We start from the raw sequence: 18,182 nt of genomic DNA on the forward strand, positions 1-18,182 counted from the left end.
ATGCGGCTCACGGTAAAACAGACCACGCTACTCGTTCTGGCTCTGCTCATAGCGGTGACGCCATTCTTCTTTCCGTCCGCCTTCTATTTCCGGGTTGGCTCGCTCCTGTTCGTCAACGGCGTAGCGGTGCTCGGCATCGTCATCCTGACGGGCTTCGCCGGACAGATCAGCCTCGGCCACGCCGGCTTTGCCGGGATCGGTGCCTATGCCTCGGCACTGGCACCTGTGCATCTCGGCCTTCATCCGGCCGTCGCCGCGATCCTCGGCGCGGGACTTTCCGCGGTGGTCGCCTACGTCGTCGGTCGCCCGATCCTGCGGCTCAAGGGGTACTATCTCGCCGTTGCATCGCTCGGCTTCGGCATCCTCGTCTCCATGGTGCTCTCGAACGAGGCATGGCTGACCGGTGGCCCGGACGGCATCGCTGTTGCCGATCTCGGCCTCCGCCAGGCGCTCAAGAAGCTCGGCCTCGAGCTCTCGGCACCGGAATTCTGGTACTTCTTCTGTGGCCTCTGCCTGCTGGTCGGTGCGTGGTTGGCGCTCAATCTCTACGATAGCCCGACCGGCCGTGCGCTTCGTGCCCTTCACGGTTCGGAAATCGCCGCAAGCACGGTCGGTGTCGACGTACCCCGGGCAAAGCTTCAGGCCTTCGTCATCTCGGCGGTCTATGCCTCGGCCTCTGGCTCTCTGCTCGCCCTGCAGAACAAGTTCATCACGCCGGATGTCGCGGGCTACATGCATTCGATCGAACTGGTCACCATGGCTGTGCTCGGCGGCGCAGGTTCAGTGTTGGGAGCGATCTTCGGTGCCGGCATTCTCACCCTCCTGCCGCAGGTGCTGACCGTGTTTGCCGAATACGAGCAAGTCGTGCTCGGCCTGGTGATGATGCTGGTGATGATCTTCCTGCGCGAGGGCCTCCTGCCGTCGCTGATGCGTCAGTTTACGGGGAGGGGAGCATGAGCCTTCTCAGCGTCGAAGGATTGGGAATTGCTTTCGGGGGCCTGAAAGCCGTCGATGACGTGAGCTTCTCGGTCAATCCCGGGGAAATCGTCTCCGTGATCGGGCCGAACGGTGCCGGCAAGACCACATTGTTCAACATGATCTCGGGCGTCTACGTGCCGAGGTCGGGGAGGGTGAGACTGAACGGTGAGGACGTCACCGGCTTCTCGCCGCATCTGCTCGCACGCCGCGGCATGTCGCGAACCTTCCAGAACCTGCAGATCTTCCAGAACATGACGGTGCTCGAGAACGCCATCGCCGGGTTTCATCTCAGCGAAAAGGGCTCGGTTCTGGCCGACCTCTTCGGGCTCCCGGGATCGCGCCGACGCTCGCGCGATGCACGGACGGGGGCGCGGGAGCTGCTGGCTCGCGTGGGACTTGCCAATGCGGCCGAGCTCGAGGCCGGCAGCCTTTCCTATGGTGCGTTGAAGCGGCTGGAAATCGCCCGGGCGCTCGCGCTCGACACGAAGGTCCTGTTGCTCGACGAACCGGCAGCCGGCTGCAACGCCGTCGAAACCGCGGAGATCGATCACCTGATCGCCGAGGTCGCCGCCTCCGGCGTCGCAATTCTTCTGGTCGAGCACGACATGAAGATGGTGATGCGGATCTCCAACCATATCGTCGTCCTCGATCACGGGGTGAAGATCGCCGAGGGCGAGCCTGCCGCCGTTTCGCGCGACCCGAACGTGATTGCGGCCTATCTCGGAACGAAGACGGAGGAGCCGTCCCATGCTCACGGTTGAGGGACTGAGATCACGTTACGGCCGCATCGAAGCGCTGCACGGCATCGATCTGCACATCGATTCCGGCGAGATCGTCACCATCGTCGGCGCGAACGGCGCCGGAAAGACCACGCTTTTGCGCTGCCTGTCCGGCCTCCAGCCGGTGAGCGGCGGCGAGATCATCTTCCGTGGCGAGTCCATCGCCGCGACGCCGGCCCACAAGCGTCTCGGGCGAGGTCTTGCCCAGTCGCCCGAGGGTCGGCAGATCTTCACCAACCTGACGGTTGAAGAAAACCTGCGTCTTGGTGCCTTCCTCTTCACCGACGACCGGGTCGACCAGGACATGGAGAACGCCTTCCAGATGTTCCCGATCCTCAGGGAGAAGCGCAATCTCGCCGCCGGCGGTTTGTCGGGCGGGCAGCAGCAGATGCTGGCGATCGCCCGTGCGCTTATGGGCCGCCCCTCCTGCCTGCTGCTCGACGAGCCGTCCATGGGGCTCGCGCCCATCCTTGTCCAGCAGATCTTCGACGTGGTCAGGAGCATGCGGGATCTCAAGGTCACCGTGCTGCTCGTCGAGCAGAACGCCTTTGGCGCCCTCTCCGTCGCCGACCGCGGCTACGTCATGGAAACCGGCAGGATCACCATGGAAGGATCGGCCGGCGAATTGCTCGCCGATCCGCGTGTTCGAGAAGCTTATCTGGGAATCTGATTGCACATGTCCGTTATCACCATCGCCCGTGAGGGCAAGATCGCCGTCATCACCGTCGACAATCCGCCCGTCAACGCCTTGAGCCAGGCCGTTCGCCAGGGTCTCCTGGACGCGGTGGCCGCCCTGGACGACGATCCCGATGTCTCGGCCGTGGTGCTCGTCTGCGCCGGGCGAACCTTCATCGCCGGCGCCGACGTCAATGAGTTCGGCAAGCCGCCACAGCCACCGCATTTGCCGGACGTCGTCTCGGCCATCGAACTGGCAGCCAAGCCGTGGATTACGGCAATCCACGGTTCGGCGCTCGGCGGCGGCTTCGAGATCGCGCTCGGCTGCCGTTTCCGGCTGGCTGCGCCGGAGGCCTCGGTCGGCCTGCCGGAGGTGACCCTCGGCATTGTCCCGGCGCCGGCGGTACGGTGCGCACCTTGCGTCTCGCGGGTGTCGAGGTCGCGGTGGATCTGGTGACGACCGGCAAGCCGGTGCGAGCACCTCGGGCAATGGAGCTCGGGCTGATCGACCGGATCGTTGAGGGCGATCTTCGTTCCGGTGTCATCGCTTTTGCCGAGGATCTTGACGACGAGCTGCCCCTTCCGATCTCTCTGCGAGCGACGCCGTCCGTGCCGGAGACCTTCTGGGAGAACGCCGAGGTCGCCATTTCCAAACGCGCCAAAGGTGAGATGGCCCCGCTGCGGGCGCTCGCGTGCCTGCGCCGGGCGACCGAGACCGATTTTGCCTCCGCGATGCAATTCGAGCGGGCAACTTTCCTCGAGCTGCGCGCCTCCGAACAGGCGGCTGCACTTCGCCATGTCTTCTTCGCCGAACGCGCAGCCCCGCGGCCGGTGGCGCTCAAAGGCATTGAGGCAAGACCGTTGCGGAACGCCGCCGTGATCGGCGGCGGCACCATGGGGGCGGGCATTGCCGCGGCGCTTCGCGATGCCGGGCTTCCGGTCGTCCTGATCGAACGGGACGATGCGGCTGTCGAACGCGGTTTTGCCAATCTGAAGGCGATCTTCGACGGGGCGGTGAAGCGCGGTCGATTGACCGAGGCGACCGCCGAAGCGCGGCTTGCCGGGGTCACGGGTTCGACCGACTATGCCGCGCTCGCCGACACCGACCTTGTGATCGAGGCGGTCTTCGAGGAGCTGTCGGTCAAGCGTCAGGTGTTCGCCGAGCTTGGCCGCGTCTGCCGCGCCGATGCGGTGCTGGCCACCAACACCTCCTATCTCGATCCCCGGGACATCGCGGAGGACCTGCCGCATCCGGGCCGGTTCATCGGCCTGCATTTCTTCAGCCCGGCCAACATCATGAAGCTCCTGGAAATCGCGCCGACACCGGAGACGGACGCCGCGACCCTCGCCACGGGTTTTGCGCTCGCCCGCCTGCTCGGCAAGGTGCCGGTCCGTGCCGGCATCTGCGAGGGCTTCATCGGCAATCGCATCCTCAAGCGTTACCGCGCCGAAGCCGAAGCGCTGGTCCGGCAGGGCGTCTCGATCGCCGACGTTGATGCTGCGATGCGTGCGTTCGGATTCGCCATGGGTCCCTTCGAGGCGCAGGACCTCGGCGGCCTTGATATCGCGTTCCTGCAGCGAGAAGGTGCGCGGGCCGCCGGTCGGGACGTTCCCGAAACGCTGGGTGACATTCTGGTGCGAGCCGGTCGCAAAGGCCAGAAGACCGGCGGCGGCTGGTACGATTACGAGGCCGGAGACCGGCGTCCGCTTCCCTCGCAGGACGTTGATCAGCTACTCCGCGACCAGATCAAGCCCGGGGCGGCTCTGGATGCAGCGGCAATCGCCGATCGTCTGGTGGGCGCAATGGCCCGCGAAGGCGAGGCAATCCTCGCTGAAGGGATTGCCGAGCGGCCGTCCGATATCGACCTGGCCGAAATCCACGGCTACGGTTTCCCGCGCTGGCGCGGCGGCCCAATGTTCTTCACATTAGCGGGCGGTTGAAAGATGAGCGCCGACGGCAATGCAGTTGCCGTCGGTCTCTTCCGCAACCTCATTGCCAGCGACAGGCGCAGCCGTTTCGGACGCAGAGATCCCTGACCCCGCATGTTTGGCGTGCGCTATCGCGTGATGGCCTCCCCCGGATTTCGGGGGAAGTCGAAATCGCAGCATTCGTCTGCCTGAAGGACATGATCGCAATAGAGCAGATCGTAACCGCGCGGTGCCGACCGTTTTTCGAACTTCCGCTCGGCTCGCCTTTTCTCCAGCTTCTCGTCGGATACCAGAAGACGGATCGCGTGGTCCTTGACGCTGAGCGCGATCGGCGTCGGAGCAGCTTGAGGAATTACTGGGCCATCCCTGGCCCTTTCCCGGCAAGCCACCCAAACGCGACCTCGGCACAAAAGCCGTCGCCGACAACTGGCCCGACTTCGTTCCCGTTGCTGAGGCAGAGATCGAGGTCTTCGAACGATGGTTCTGAGATCTGTCCGATGAACTCTTTGGCTCATCCGGTCCTTGATACATTCGGCAGTATGCCGAATATAATCCTGTCAAGGAGATCAGTCGTGCCCAGACCCGCAAGTGAAGTCGAAACCGCCCGCCTTGAGGCACGCGTTCCCGTCCATGTCTATGAGCAGATGCAGCGCGCGGCCAAGCTGCGCGGCATGACACTGACGAGCTACCTGATCGCCACGGCGGGCGAGGATGCCCGCCGCACGGTCGAGGAAGCCGACGTGCTGCGTCTGGCGGCGGAGGATCAGGTGCGCTTTGCGAAGGCACTGATTGATCCGCCCGCGCCCAATGTCCGTCTGGCCCGCGCGGCGAAGCATCATGTCGACGTGATCGCGCGCCGGTGAGGCCAAGGTTTGCAGTAGAGGCGTTGACCACGGCTCACCAACGCAAGACGTCCTCGTACGGCGATGAGCGGATAGACTGCAATTTGCGCGAGGTCGTCCCGCAGGACATCAATGTCAGTGACGTCAAGACAAATTGCAGGCTCTCTGCCTTGGATAGCTCTGCTTTGAGGACCTAACGCGCCAACCGCGAGTGAGTATCGCTTTCAAAGCGTCGCCCAGCAATTGCGAGATGTTGTCTATAATTTTCGAATCAATCCCACAAGCAGGACAGAGGCACGGCCGCCAATCTATCGCCGAAAGGAACTATATCCGTGCTGTCGTAAAGGACGACACCATGAACGAAACGACTGCCGGCAGCTTCGGCTAGGGCCTTCAAACCAGAAAAATCGCCGCCTCTAACTGTAGCGCTTGCCTTGACCTCTATGCCTACAATCATCCCATCGTCGCGCTCCAAGACGACGTCCACCTCCCGGCCATCTCGATCCCGAAAATGGTGGGCAGTGACCCTAAGATCTGTCGCGGTCATGAGCTTCTGGATCTCGGAGAACACAAAGCTTTCCAATAGTGCGCCGAACATTCCGCGATCAGCTTTCACCCGATCGAATGTGAGCCCGCGTATCGTCGCCAGCAGCCCGGAATCAACAAAGTGCAGCTTCGGCGTTTTCACTATCCTCTTCAGGGAATTGGTAAACCAGGGCCGCAGCGTTGTTATCAGGAAAACCTGCTCCAACAGGCCTACGTATCGTTGGCGCGTCTTGTGGCTTACGTTGATGCCAGCTCCGAACTCGGAGTAGTTGACGAGTTGGCCGGAATGCTCTGCAAGCAACCGAACAAATTTCGGCAGCTCGGTCAACTTCTCGACGTCCGCAATATCCCGCAAATCGCGCATGAGGATAGAAGTGAGGTAAGAGCGCGCCCAGTCCTGGCGGCGACGTTCGTTCTCTCGACTGAGAGCCTCTGGGAAACCGCCAAGCAAGACCAACTGAACCGGATCGTCTCCGACAATTGCGTTCGGCTGACTTTTCAACTTTCCATCAAACAAACCTTCAAGGAAGCTCGGGCAATGACCGGCGATCTCAGCCCTTGCCAAGGGGAGCATTTGGATGGTTTCCATGCGCCCCGCCAAGCTGTCGGCAACCTTCGGCAGGGTCAGCACATTTGCCGAGCCGGTCAGTAAGAACCGACCGGGACGGTAATCTTCATCAACCGATTTTTTGATCGCCAATAGAAGGTCAGGCGCTCGCTGTACCTCATCGATAATCGCTTGATCGAGACCTCGGATGAAGCCGACCGGATCATTGTTGGCGGCTTCCAGAACCGTTTGATCATCTAAGGTTATGTAGGTGCGCTCAGACGTACCCATCTTCTTGACGAGCGTTGTTTTGCCTGCCCGGCGTGGTCGGCTAATTGGAAGTCAATCGTCCGCAGATTGGGAATTTGAGGAGTGTCAGGCAACATGAAAGTAGTGCAACCGGCAAATTCGATGAACCATTCCGCTCCATGCGCATCGTCCGAAATCTCATTTGCCGTTCTGATGCGTGTCGGCATGATATCCTCAGCAGGACGCCTGCTGCAATGATCGGGCCGGAGCGAGAGCAGACGCGGTACGGAAGGCAGCCCCCACAGCTAAGCCTGACGCGCCGCGGATGCGGTCCCAGGTGCCTCCCGCCAATGTTAGCAGTGGAAGTTCGAAAAGGTAACCAGGATCGCCGCGCGTGAATTTAGGCAGATGGGCAGCCAGAACAGCGGCGTGATCTCCGTCAGCAGGAGGACGGCGGCCATGACGGCGGTGGGAAGGCCATAGCGATAGAGCTGAATGATCAAATTCGTGGGGCGAAACTCCGGACGGAAATGAAAATCACTTGCGGACGCGACCGGACGATCGAGCTGTCACCTCGGTGGTGCAATCGATTTCAGCATTGCTTTGCCTGCTCCATCAGGGCGAACGCCTCCTTCAGCTCGGTCGATGTCGTCTCGCTGAGGTGACCGCCGGAGGCGAGCCAGGGACTAGAACGCCCGGGCGCGAAGGGCGATCAACCGGGAGGGCCGGCAGTCTGCTCATTGACGAAACTGGACGATTGTTTCAATCCGCCGTTGCGATCCAGGTCCAGGCCTTCGACGACTCCTCCACGACACAAGAATCGAATGAACCCGATATACGACGCGCCTCCCGCAGCCGGACCGCGGGAGGCAGAGGTGGTCCCGGGCAGCGCCCGGATCAGATTTCCCTGACCTCGACGTCGAGGAAGGGGGCATATTGCTGCGCGCCGAAGATGTCGGCGTCGCCGGGGCTTCCGCTCGGGCGCAGACGCAGGATTGTGAACTTGATGGCATAGGCCGGATCATATTCGACGAAATCGGTCAGCCGTGCCCGGTCGATGCCGAGGATGGCGCAGACCGTCTCCGGCGTCAGCGCTCCTGAACGTTTAACCCTGTCGTAGGTCTCGCGCTCGCGGAAGATGACGTCGAAGGTGATCTTGTCCGTGCCGGCATTCTTGCTGCGGATCGTCTTGGCGAGGTCGGAAAGTTTGGTCACGGTCATTGCGTAGCCTCGATCTGCCCATTGGCGATGATGGCGGTGTGGGTGGGGAAGAGTTCCAGCGGGTCGCTGACCGACATCGTGTGATTGAGGGTCCAGTGATAGGCTGGGCTTGCCGGCATGACTTCGTCAAGGATGAAGGAGACGCCACCGGCGGTACCCTTGACGTCGGGGAGACGGGCGTAGAACAGCTGGCGGGTGCCGGTGATGGTGACCTCCTCGGCCATCTCCCTGGTGGGAGCCACACCTTGTACCACGATCATCAGCTCGTGCGCCGGCTTGTCCTTCAGCGGTTCCATGTGGCCCATGATGCCGTTTCGGCCGAAGACGTTGTAGTGCAGTTCCCAGCCTTCAGGGCCGAAGCGCTCGCGTACCTGCGTTCTCGCCCATTCGATTACCTCGTCGACGTGAGCAATGGTGTAGGGATCGCGAATGCCGGCCATTCCGACGAAGCGTTCGCCGAGCTTGCCGGAACCTTCCAGCTTGACGCGGAAATCGGTTGCGGGGACGAATTCCATGCCGGTGACCCGGGTGGTCTTCTCCGAAACCTGTTCGTAGACGCAATTGGTCATGTCGAGCATGCCGCCGGCGACATACTCGAAGAACGGGTTGGAGCGCTCGTACATGGCGTGACCGGCGACGGAGGCGATGGTGCAGCGCTGTTCTGGCGCCATGGCCGTGACTTCCACCCAGTCCTGCGTGACTTCACCGAGGACGGTTTCCTTGGCGCCATAGGGTTCCGCGCAAAACGAAGCGCATTCCAGCACCTTGCCGAGATAATAGGACTGCGCCTCGGGAAACCCGCGGGCAAGCGCAGCGCTCGCGAATACTGCGCTATCTGAGGAGCGGCCGCCGATGATGACGTCGCAGCCCTGGTCGAGCAAAGCGCGGAACGGATGAACGCCGGCCATGGCGACAACACGATCGGTGGTATCCAGCACCGCCTCCGTCAACGGCGGACGGGCATCGAGGCCCTCGACGGTCGAGCCGGAACGCATCCTTGAACGGATCAACTCCTTGTCGACCTCGGAGTAGAACCAGCCGATGCGGAAAGGCGGCAGACTGTGCTTTTCGGCAATTTCGCGGATCATTTCGACATACATGTCGACCCGGCTGTTGGTGCCGGTGTCTCCCGCCGAGCCGATGATCATCGGCACGCCGATACGACGCGAGGCCAGCAACATCTCTTCGAGGTCATGTGCCTGCCAGGCCTTGGGACTTGCGCAGGTATCGTTGCCGAGCGGCACCGGGCCGATGTCATCGCTTCCGCTGTCGGCTGCGATGAAGTCGGGGCCGGCGTCGACGCCGATGTGGAAGCTCGCAGGCTTCAGCGGCGCGAAACCCAGATGCCCGTTAGGGCAGATGATCTTCATAGATCGCATGCACTTTCTCCATTGAAGAACGAGAACCGTCTTGTCCTGGTGAATGCATGCAACGTGCCAAACGTAGACGCACGTCTAAGGTATTGAAAATGCATCGCGAAAAGCGCCGAAATAATCCGGTCCGACAGGGTTGCGCGAAACGCACGCGGCGTGTCGTGCGCTGCGCGCCGCCTCAGTCGTTGATCAGGCCGAGCTTGATCATCTGGTGGCGCATGGCATGCCGGCTCAGTTTCAGGGTTGCCGCAGCGCGCTGGAGATTTCCAGCCGCCGCCGCGAGTGCTGCCTCGATCAGTTGCTTCTGATAGTGAGCAGTGGCCCCGTGAAAACCGAGCGAGAGATCATCGACGGAGGCTTGCTCCTTCGGGTGAGACACGACACCCGCGGCCTTCGCCCTGACGGTTCGCACAATGCGGTCAGGCAGGTGTCGTGGCAGGATGAGGTCGTCGTCCTCGAGAATGAAAATGCGTTCGATCAGGTTTTCCAGCTCGCGAACATTTCCGGGCCAGGGATAGTCCAGGAATATCTGCTGGACCTCCTCGCTCATGCCCTTGATTTTGCGACTGTACTGGACGTTGAACTTGTCGACGAAGTGCTGCGCCAGGATCAGGGTGTCGGAGGCGCGTTCCCTGAGTGCCGGAAGGTTGATCGCAACCACCTGCAGCCGGTAATAGAGATCCTCGCGAAAACGTCCGGAATTGACCTCGCCGAGCAGGATCTTGTTCGTCGCGGCGACGAGCCTGACGTCGACCGAAGTCGAAGTGACGGCTCCGACCCGACGGAATCTCTGCGTGTCGAGGAAGCTCAGCAACTTGGCCTGCAGCACGAGGTCCATTTCGCGGATCTCGTCGAGGAACACCGTGCCGTGGTTTGCCATCTCGACCAGGCCGGCCTTCTTGACCTGGGCGCCGGTGAAGGCGCCGCGCTCATGCCCGAACAGTTCTGATTCCAGCAGGCTCGATGGGATAGCCGCACAGTTGATGTCGACGAACTCGCCCGAAGCTCGCGCCGACTGCTGGTGCAGCATGCGCGCCACCAGTCCCTTGCCGGTCCCGGTCTCGCCGTAGATGAGGACCGTGCGGGCGGGGCTCTTGGCCACACGCGTGATCAGCTTCCGCAGGGCATCGATGCTCGCATGCTCGCCGATCAGATCACGCTCGTAATTCGCCATGGGTCGCCCTGGTTGAGACATGGCGATTATACGGTCATTTCGAACAACTGCCACTCTCCCGAACAGGGGTTCCCCTCCAGAAAATGAAGGCTCGCCTTGTCGCAGCGGTAGATGACGGAGGAAATGGTCTGGGAACCGTCGTGGTCCGGATGCTGGCAGAGCGGGGCCATGCCTGCCCCGTCCTCGGCATGGGTCGCCATCAGGGCTGCAGCCGCTTCGACGCTCCAACGCCGGTTCGGAACCATGCGCGACAGGAAGTCGAACCGGATCGACGAATTGTCGTCGATCCGGTCGCCATGCTCGAGAAGATTGCAGTCCGCCATGTTCGCCGTGACGAAATGGTTGGTCCGCCAAGATGCCGCGCCCTTCTCGATGCCGGATGAACCAGTTCCCAATTCGATTGCAGCCGTCGCCCCGCTGCGATCGGCCAATATGAGATTTCCGCCGCCGGCATGGGGCCGTGCGGCGATGAAGCTGATCGCCTCGTCGACCGTGCGGCACGTTGCCAGTATCCGGGTCATCGCAAAGTAGCGGAGCCAGCCGACACCATGGTGGTTGGTTCCCACGTGGTTGTCGACGAGGGCGAGACCCGCCGCGTTTATCCCGCTCGAATAGGCCCCGGGGCTGCCGGCGCTACCGACGCAGATCATCCGGCCGGTCGCAATGTCCGGACCCTCATGCAGGAAGACGCGCTGCACGCCGAGATGCGACCCCGAGAAGTCGCGATTCTTCACGACAAGCGGTCCATCCTCGCTATCGCCGACCGCCCAGGTGCTGCAACCATCCGTGTCGATGTGCGCACCCGTCTTGAGGTCGCGAAGGACTGTAAGGTGCTGGTGGACGAAGAGATCGTCCTCAGGAACGCCGAACCCTTCAGCTATGCCGGCCAGTTCCGCCATGGTGTCAGGATCGTTGGCGGTCAGGAAGGCGCGCTGGGCCTCGACGTAACGCAAGCCATCGGCGTCGATCAGGCCGGCGGCGCGGGCCTCCTCGACACGGCCAAGGACGGCGGTTCGGACCTGGGACTCGCTCACGCCAGCCCTGGCCGCTTGCGCGCGCCCGCGCTCGCAAGGGCTGCCGGAGAGGAGAACCGGAACAGCAGGAGCAGCATTGAAGAGCGGCATCGCACTACCTCAGGATCGAGAGTTCGTCATTGATTAGGTGACAGGACACCGTGTGACCGTTGCCGGCCTCATGGCGGGGTGGCGCTTCCTTCCGGCACAGGTCAATCGCCAGCGGACAGCGGGTATGGAATTTGCAGCCCGGCGGCGGGTTTTGCGGCGAAGGAAGATCGCCGGTGAGCCGCACGCGCTGACGCTTGCCGGGATGGTCGACATCGGGCACGGCCGACATCAGGCTCTGCGTGTAGGGATGGCGCGGATTAGACAGTACGGCCTCGACCGGTCCCATCTCGACGATCTCGCCAAGATACATCACCGCGACGCGGTCGCTCAGGTAACCGATGACCGAGATGTCGTGGGAGACGAAAAGGTAGGTCAGTCCCATCTCGCGCTTGAGGCTGGTCAGCAGTTCGATGATCTGTGCCTGGATCGAGACGTCGAGAGCCGAAACCGGCTCGTCGCAGACGATGAACTGTGGATTGCTGATCAGAGCCCGGGCGATGCCGATGCGTTGGCGTTGCCCGCCGGAGAATTGATGCGGGTAGCGATCGAGATGATTGGCCTTCAGCCCGACCTTGTCCATGATCGCTGCGACCCTGTCGCGCATGTCGCGCCGATTGGAGGCAAGCCCGTGCAGCATCAGCGGCAGTCCGATGATGTCTGCAACGGTACGACGCGGATTGAGCGACGCGTAAGGATCCTGAAAGATGATCTGCATGTCTCGACGCATTGCCTTCAACGCATCGGGCTTCAGTGCGGTTATGTCTGTTCCGTTGAAGACGACCCTGCCGGAGGTTGGTTCGTGCAGGCGAAGCAGCGTGCGCCCGAGCGTCGATTTCCCGCACCCGCTTTCGCCGATCAGGCCGAGCGTCTCGCCGCGTCGCACCTCGAAAGAGACGCCGTTAAGTGCCCGAATGTTGATTGCCGGTTTCCCAGTCGCCCAGGAAATCGGGTCCCGTCGCCCGCCATAGTGCTTCACGAGGTTGTCGACGGTGATAAGCGGCGTAGTCATCCTCTCGTTCATGCCTTGCCCTCCGACAGCCGAATACAGCGCGCACGGCGTTGTTCACCGAGGTCGCGCATGTCGATGCGTTGCCGGCAGGCGTCGATGCGTTCGCCGCAGCGGGAATAGAAACGGCACTGCGGCGGGAGGTCGACCAGATCGGGTACCTGGCCTTCAATCGGGCTGATCTTCTGCCCGCGCAGAGAAAGCCGCGGAATGGATTGGAGGAGGCCGCGCGTATAGGGATGCAGTGGCTCCCGGATGACCGAAGCGGTCGGGCCTTCCTCGACCACCTGACCGGCGTACATGACCATCACCCGGTCGCAATACTCGGACACCACGCCGAGGTCATGAGTGATCAGAACGACGCTCATGCCGAGGCGCGCGCGGATATCGGCGATCAGTTCCAGCACCTGGGCCTGGATCGTCACGTCAAGGGCCGTGGTCGGCTCGTCGGCGATCAATAGCTTTGGCCGGCAGGCGAGCGCGATGGCGATCATGATCCGCTGGCGCATGCCGCCCGAAAACTCGTGAGGGTAATATTTGAGGCGGTCGCCAGCCGAGGCGATTCCGACGAGTTCGAGCATGTCGACCGCCTTGGCGCGTGCCGCCTTGCGCCGCGCCATGCGTCCTTCCGGAAGCGTTTCGTCATGGGCATAGAGCACTTCGAGGATTTGCTCGCCCACCGTCAGTGCGGGATTGAGTGCCGTCAACGCGTCCTGCATGGTTATTGCGATGTCGCGACCGCGAATCCTGCGCATGTCGTGGACCGAAAGACCCCTGAGGTCGCGCCCTTCGAACGAGATCGAGCCGTTGACGATGCGCCCCGGTGCCCGCACCAATCCCATCACCGAGGAAAAAGTGACGCTCTTGCCAGAGCCACTTTCGCCGACGACGCCGAGACATTCGCCCGGATACACGGTGACGTCGACGCCGTCGACTGCGAAGACACGGCCGGCACGCGTCTCGAACACCGTCCTGAGGTCCTGCACCTGGAGGAGGGGCGTTGCGGTGGTCGTCATTCGTTGAACCTCGGATCGAAAGCGTCGCGCAGGCCCTGGCTTGCCACGTTGATCACCAACACGAGAAGAAGGATGGCAAGGCCGGGGAAGGTCGAAACCCACCAGGCCTCGAGGATGAAAGCGCGCCCGTCTGCCACCATCGATCCCCAGGAGGCAGTCGGCGGCTGTACGCCGAGACCGAGGAAGGAGAGGCTCGCCTCCAGGATGATGACGTCGGCCATGCGGATGGTCGAAACGACGATCACCGGCGACAGGATGTTCGGCATGATTTCGCGCAGCATGATGTGGAAGCGCGAAGCGCCGATGGCGCGCGCTGCTTCGACATACTCGAGTTCGCGGGCTGCGAGCGTCTCACCTCGCACCACACGACAGGGGATGACCCATTCCTTGTAGGCGAGCGCAAGGATGATATTGACGAGACCAGGCCCCATCATCGCCATCAGACCGATGGCGAAGATCAGGTACGGGAATCCGAGCAGAATGTCGACGAGCCTCGATATGGCAATGTCGACCCAGCCACGCAGGTAGCCGGCAGCAAGTCCTGCAATGATGCCAACCATGGTCGCGATGAGAATGACGGCGGTGCCGATGAAGATCGAGATGCGCGAACCGTAGATGATGCGCGAGAGGATATCACGGCCGAGCCCGTCGCAGCCGAGAAGATAGCTCCATTCTCCGCCGGCCGCCCAGCCTGGCGGCTGCAGACGCCTGAAAAGATCAGTCTCGTTCGGATCATGTGGTGCAATGAGCGGGGCGAAGATCGCCACCAATACGAAGAGGAGCATGAGCACGGCGCTGGCGAGCGCCAGCCGGTTCTCCGCAAAGACACTGAGATTGCGGCGAAACAGGGTGGTGCCCTCTTCGGTCGCGATGGCCGGTGCGGCGGTATCGTCGGCCGCCGTCATAGTTTCACCCTCGGATTGAGCAGTGTGTAGAGGAGGTCGGCAACAAAGTTCACCAGCACGTAGGTTACGGCGTAGAACAGCACGGCCGCCTGGACGAGTGGATAGTTGCGCACGAAGATGCTTTCGACCACGAGCCGACCGAGGCCCGGCCAGCCGAAGACCGTCTCAACGATCATGTTGCCACCGAGCAGCGAGCCGGTTTCGAGGGCTGCGACCGAGACCGTCGGGATCAGGGCGTTCTTCAGTGCGTGGCGGAAGAGAATTCGCCGGCGGCTGAGGCCCTTGGCTTCGGCGAAGGCGACATAGTCCTGCCGCAGCACTTCGAGCATCGAGGTGCGGGTGACGCGCGTCAGGATCGCCGTCATCGGCAGCCCCAGCGTGATTGCCGGCAACAGGATGTGGGACAGCGCGTCCCAAAAGGCGTCGAGGCGCCCGCGCAACAGCGTATCGATCAAGAGGAAATGGGTGATCGGCGCGACCTCGCTGTCGAAACCGATGCGGCCGGACACCGGCAGAAGCCTCAATTGCACGGCAAACAGCATCAAGAGGAGAATGCCGAACCAGAAGCCCGGGAGCGAAACGCCAAGCAGCGAACCGACCGTGGCGATGCGGTCGATGATCGTATTTTTCCTGATCGCCGCCATCACGCCGAGCGGAATGGATGTGGCGAGCGCAATGATGAGCGCCACAAGGCTGAGCTCGATCGTTGCCGGCAGACGCTCGACGATTACGTCGAACACCGGTCGCCGGTGGAACAGGCTCGTCCCGAAGTCGCCGGTAACCGCGTTTTCGAGGAAGACCAGGAAGCGCTCGCCCATCGGCTTGTCGAGTCCGAGGTTCTGGCGAAGCGTCAGTTCCTCGGCGGCTGTGATCGGCTGGTCGCCGATCATGATCTCGACCGGATCTCCCGGTGTCAGCGCCATCATCAGGAAGACGATGGTGCTGACACCGAGGAGAACGGGAACGAGCTGCAGAAGACGCTCGACCAGTTTACCCAGATGCATGGTTCGTTCCCGTCCTATGCTGGCTATTCAACACAGGCGTCGTGCAGGTTGATGCGGCTGTCGGCGCTCGGCGACCAGCCCTTCAGGCGCTTGGACACCCCGTAGATGTCCTTCGGAACCCACAGGTAGATGTAGGGAAGGTCCGCATTCACGATCGCTTCGGCCTTCTGGTAGAGGGTCGCACGCTTGGCCGGATCGAGTTCGACCGCGCCCTGGTCGAGGAGGGTGTCGACCTCCTTGTTGGAGTAGCCGGAGGCGTTGCCGCGGCCCATCGTGTAATGCGTGGGCACGAAGATGTCGAACGGGTCGAGCGAGCCGTTACCCCACGACGTGAAATACATATCGCCGTCGTTCTTGTCGTTCTTCGGATCCCACTTCGCGTCGACCTGGGCACTTTCTCCGACGGCAACCTTGGCGCGGATCCCGGACTTGGAGAGAACTGAGGCAATCGCCTCGACCGTGTCCTTGTCGGCGCCTTCGGTGTCGATCGTTATGTCGATGCCGTCAGGGAAGCCGGCTTCTGCCAGCAGTGCCTTTGCCTTTTCCGGGTCGTAGTCGTGCTTCGGCAGGTTGGTCGACGCAGCGAAGGCGGCGGGGCTGAGGATGCCTTCAATCGGCACGGCGTTCCCGCCGAGGATCTTGTCGATGATCAGCTGCTTGTCGAGCGCATACGCGACCGCCTGGCGAACCTTGATGTCGTCGAACTTGTCTCCATGCAGGTTGAGCGCGAGGAAAACACTGCGCGTTCCGTTGACCGTCATGACCTTCGTATTGGGGTTCTGCTCCACCTGGGCGATCGAGAAGGGCGGCAGCCCGTTGATGATGTCGACGTCGCCGGAGAGCAGGGCCGCCACGCGCGAAGCCGTTTCAGGAATAACCTTGAAGATCACCCGGTCGACGCAAGCCTTGCCGACCGGTGCAATATCCGGCGAGCCGCCGTAATAGTCGTCGAAGCGTTCCATGATGATGGAGTCGCCTTTGCGCCATTCGACGAGCTTGAAGGGACCCGCACCATTCTCGGCAGTTGCCATGCCGGCAGTGCCGACTTTCTCGACGAAAGCCTTCGAGACAAATTCCTGGAAAGGCAGCATGGCCGGCAGCAGCGGCCAGGGCTCGCTGAGATTGATGCGGATCGTGTCGTCGCCGACGATCTCGACGTCCTTGACCGGACCCAGCAGGCTCTTGCGCGGGCTCGTCTGCCCGTCGCCCATTGCGCCTTCTACGGTCAGGCGGTCGAGGGTGAATTTGACGTCCTCGACGGTTAGTTCCGAGCCGTCATGGAACTTGATGCCCTTGCGTATCTTGAACTCGAAGGACGTCGGCGATGTCTGTGTCCAGGATTCGGCAATCTCTGGAACGACTTTCATCTCGGCATCGCGGGTCAAGAGCCCGTCATACATGTTGCGGATGATCGTCTCGGTCTCGCGATTGCGATGATTGGCCGGATCCAGCGTGAGTGCATCGGCCGTGAAGCCGACCCGTATTTCGGAGGCTGACAGCGAGGTCGCCGAAAGCGCAAGCGTGGCCGCGGTGGTGATTAAAAGACGTTGAAAGTTCCCCATTCTTATATCTCCTTGTTCGAGAAGAGCCGCGGCGTTCTTATGTTTCCGCTGGTCCAGCGACATTTCTGCAAGCCGCGTGCCACCTCTGACCGATCCCGGCGATCACCCGAAAAACCTTGTTTTCTCAATTTTTTGGTCCCCCGCATCGGTCGACCACCACGCCAGTGCAGAATGGTGCGCGTGAAATACACGCATGATGTTCTCAATACGCGCGCGGCGCGTGAACCAATGTGTTCCGCGTCGGAGCCAGGTTTCTCTGACCTAACCCGCGCTCGATTGTCCATGTTCGTGCACCGGATGAACCCGGATAGCGATAGGGTCACCGCGTCCAGGGGGCAATAAACGGCAGTGGAGACGTCGTTGATGCCGCGCCGGCACCGTCGAAGATACGAACATGGGCTTGATGAAAGGCGTGGTTCGCTCGGCGTTGCCAGATGCCGCCCAGCCGGCGGAAAAAGGCTTTGCGGTTTCGCCTCAATCTCCGGTTCCTCGCCTGACGTACTGCGCGTTGGCGTGGCGTCTCATATCCCTTGCACGGATATCGACGGAGTGTTCAGGAACGTTGATGGCGGGCCACTCGAGAGTTTTGGGCGTGTTTCCGGGCAAGTACTGATCGGTCCGTGTACACCATCAATATGCACGTCCTTGAAAAATGAAGCCTGCGTCACGTATATCCTAAACAGCAGTGGTTTACGAGAGAGAGATGGAAATGGCCCAAGCTGCCTGTGATGACGACAAGCGCATGAATCTGCGCGTTTCGCCGAAAACGAAGGCCAAGCTCTTGCGCGCCGCCGTTCTGCGCAACACCGACCTGACCGACTTTGTCACCCAGAGCGCCTTGCGTGAGGCCGAAGCGGTGATCGAGGCGGAGGAGGTCCTTCGCGTTGCGACGAGCGATCACGCACGCGTGCTGGAGCTGCTTGAGAACCCTCCAAGGCCTAACGGAAAGTTGCAAGCGGCGATTGCGGCGTTGCCCGACACGCTATGACCTAGCCAGCTTGGCGAGAAGAAGCAATCGCGAAGTCACACGATCGCAAGGCTTTCGATTGCGGCAATTTGGCAATGAACGACTTTCTCCGACGCTATGCACGTCAAAGCCACGAGCAGAATGCCTCGAAGGCATTCTGTGTCGGCGTTGCTATACCGACCGTGCGCTCCGACGGGGATCGCCGACTCCGGCAGCCAGCGCCCGTGAAAAACGGTCACATCGTGTGAAAAAGGCTTCTTTTGACCTAATCGCATGAAATCCGAT

Annotated in this window: 15 protein-coding genes and 3 pseudogenes; 7 read left to right on the top strand and 11 right to left on the bottom strand. The window is 61.8% G+C overall.

All coding sequences use genetic code 11. The features are described from left to right. The 5 genes and pseudogenes from H4I97_RS21120 (at window position 1) to H4I97_RS21140 (ending at window position 5,224) form a co-directional block, all read left to right on the top strand. A complete protein-coding gene (locus tag H4I97_RS21120) occupies window positions 1-957 on the top strand; it encodes a branched-chain amino acid ABC transporter permease (RefSeq protein ID WP_182308960.1) in 957 nt (318 codons plus the stop codon). After that, the gene (locus H4I97_RS21125; protein ID WP_182308961.1) at window positions 954-1,739 is read left to right on the top strand and encodes an ABC transporter ATP-binding protein; all 786 of its coding nucleotides are present in this window, start codon (window positions 954-956) and stop codon (window positions 1,737-1,739) included. The genes H4I97_RS21120 and H4I97_RS21125 overlap by 4 nt, the downstream gene beginning before the upstream one ends. Next, window positions 1,726-2,427, top strand: coding sequence for an ABC transporter ATP-binding protein (locus H4I97_RS21130; RefSeq protein ID WP_182308962.1), 702 nt, complete (start codon window positions 1,726-1,728; stop codon window positions 2,425-2,427). The genes H4I97_RS21125 and H4I97_RS21130 overlap by 14 nt, the downstream gene beginning before the upstream one ends. Before the next feature lie 6 nt (window positions 2,428-2,433). Beyond that, window positions 2,434-4,373, top strand: a pseudogene (locus H4I97_RS21135) (3-hydroxyacyl-CoA dehydrogenase NAD-binding domain-containing protein). A 560-nt stretch (window positions 4,374-4,933) separates the two neighbouring features. Then, the gene (locus H4I97_RS21140) at window positions 4,934-5,224 is read left to right on the top strand and encodes a type II toxin-antitoxin system TacA family antitoxin (protein ID WP_244658897.1); all 291 of its coding nucleotides are present in this window, start codon (window positions 4,934-4,936) and stop codon (window positions 5,222-5,224) included. A gap of 250 nt (window positions 5,225-5,474) precedes the next feature. On the opposite strand, the pseudogene H4I97_RS21145 reads toward H4I97_RS21140, so the two are convergent. From H4I97_RS21145 to H4I97_RS21195, 11 genes and pseudogenes are all read right to left on the bottom strand, one after another. Further along, a pseudogene (locus H4I97_RS21145) lies at window positions 5,475-6,623 on the bottom strand (ATP-binding protein); the annotation flags it as partial. Window positions 6,624-6,898: 275 nt separating this feature from the next. Next, window positions 6,899-7,048, bottom strand: coding sequence for a hypothetical protein (locus H4I97_RS21150; RefSeq protein WP_182308965.1), 150 nt, complete (start codon window positions 7,046-7,048; stop codon window positions 6,899-6,901). Window positions 7,049-7,442: 394 nt separating this feature from the next. Then, the gene (locus H4I97_RS21155) at window positions 7,443-7,766 is read right to left on the bottom strand and encodes a DUF4387 domain-containing protein (protein WP_182308966.1); all 324 of its coding nucleotides are present in this window, start codon (window positions 7,764-7,766) and stop codon (window positions 7,443-7,445) included. Next, window positions 7,763-9,145, bottom strand: a complete 1,383-nt coding sequence (locus tag H4I97_RS21160) for an acyclic terpene utilization AtuA family protein (RefSeq protein WP_182308967.1) — start codon at window positions 9,143-9,145, stop codon at window positions 7,763-7,765. Before H4I97_RS21160 ends, H4I97_RS21155 begins: the two co-directional genes overlap by 4 nt. Before the next feature lie 172 nt (window positions 9,146-9,317). Next, complete coding sequence (locus H4I97_RS21165; RefSeq protein ID WP_182308968.1) at window positions 9,318-10,313, bottom strand: sigma-54 interaction domain-containing protein; 996 nt, start codon at window positions 10,311-10,313, stop codon at window positions 9,318-9,320. 26 nt (window positions 10,314-10,339) lie between these two features. Then, window positions 10,340-11,347: a C45 family autoproteolytic acyltransferase/hydrolase gene (locus H4I97_RS21170; RefSeq protein ID WP_182308969.1), complete on the bottom strand. Its 1,008-nt coding sequence runs from the start codon at window positions 11,345-11,347 to the stop codon at window positions 10,340-10,342. Window positions 11,348-11,441: 94 nt separating this feature from the next. Further along, window positions 11,442-12,458 (bottom strand): ABC transporter ATP-binding protein, encoded by a 1,017-nt coding sequence (locus H4I97_RS21175; protein ID WP_244658898.1) that lies wholly within the window; start codon window positions 12,456-12,458, stop codon window positions 11,442-11,444. Next, complete coding sequence (locus H4I97_RS21180; RefSeq protein ID WP_182308970.1) at window positions 12,455-13,459, bottom strand: ABC transporter ATP-binding protein; 1,005 nt, start codon at window positions 13,457-13,459, stop codon at window positions 12,455-12,457. The genes H4I97_RS21175 and H4I97_RS21180 overlap by 4 nt, the downstream gene beginning before the upstream one ends. Then, on the bottom strand, window positions 13,456-14,364 hold the full coding sequence (locus H4I97_RS21185) for an ABC transporter permease (protein ID WP_182308971.1): 909 nt from the start codon (window positions 14,362-14,364) through the stop codon (window positions 13,456-13,458). The genes H4I97_RS21180 and H4I97_RS21185 overlap by 4 nt, the downstream gene beginning before the upstream one ends. Continuing rightward, window positions 14,361-15,368 (bottom strand): ABC transporter permease, encoded by a 1,008-nt coding sequence (locus H4I97_RS21190; protein ID WP_129330185.1) that lies wholly within the window; start codon window positions 15,366-15,368, stop codon window positions 14,361-14,363. Before H4I97_RS21190 ends, H4I97_RS21185 begins: the two co-directional genes overlap by 4 nt. A 23-nt stretch (window positions 15,369-15,391) precedes the next feature. Next, entirely contained in the window at window positions 15,392-16,930 is a 1,539-nt protein-coding gene (locus tag H4I97_RS21195; RefSeq protein ID WP_182307720.1) for an ABC transporter substrate-binding protein, read from the bottom strand. Window positions 16,931-17,639: 709 nt separating this feature from the next. Here H4I97_RS21195 and H4I97_RS21200 point away from each other — a divergent pair. Both H4I97_RS21200 and H4I97_RS24660 read left to right on the top strand, forming a co-directional pair. Continuing rightward, the gene (locus H4I97_RS21200) at window positions 17,640-17,918 is read left to right on the top strand and encodes a type II toxin-antitoxin system TacA family antitoxin (protein WP_182309020.1); all 279 of its coding nucleotides are present in this window, start codon (window positions 17,640-17,642) and stop codon (window positions 17,916-17,918) included. Between the two features lie 26 nt (window positions 17,919-17,944). Then, a pseudogene (locus H4I97_RS24660) lies at window positions 17,945-18,058 on the top strand (GNAT family N-acetyltransferase); the annotation flags it as partial. Window positions 18,059-18,182: the final 124 nt, after the last annotated feature.

It is taken from the genome of Ciceribacter thiooxidans, assembly GCF_014126615.1.
GTDB lineage: Bacteria > Pseudomonadota > Alphaproteobacteria > Rhizobiales > Rhizobiaceae > Allorhizobium > Allorhizobium thiooxidans.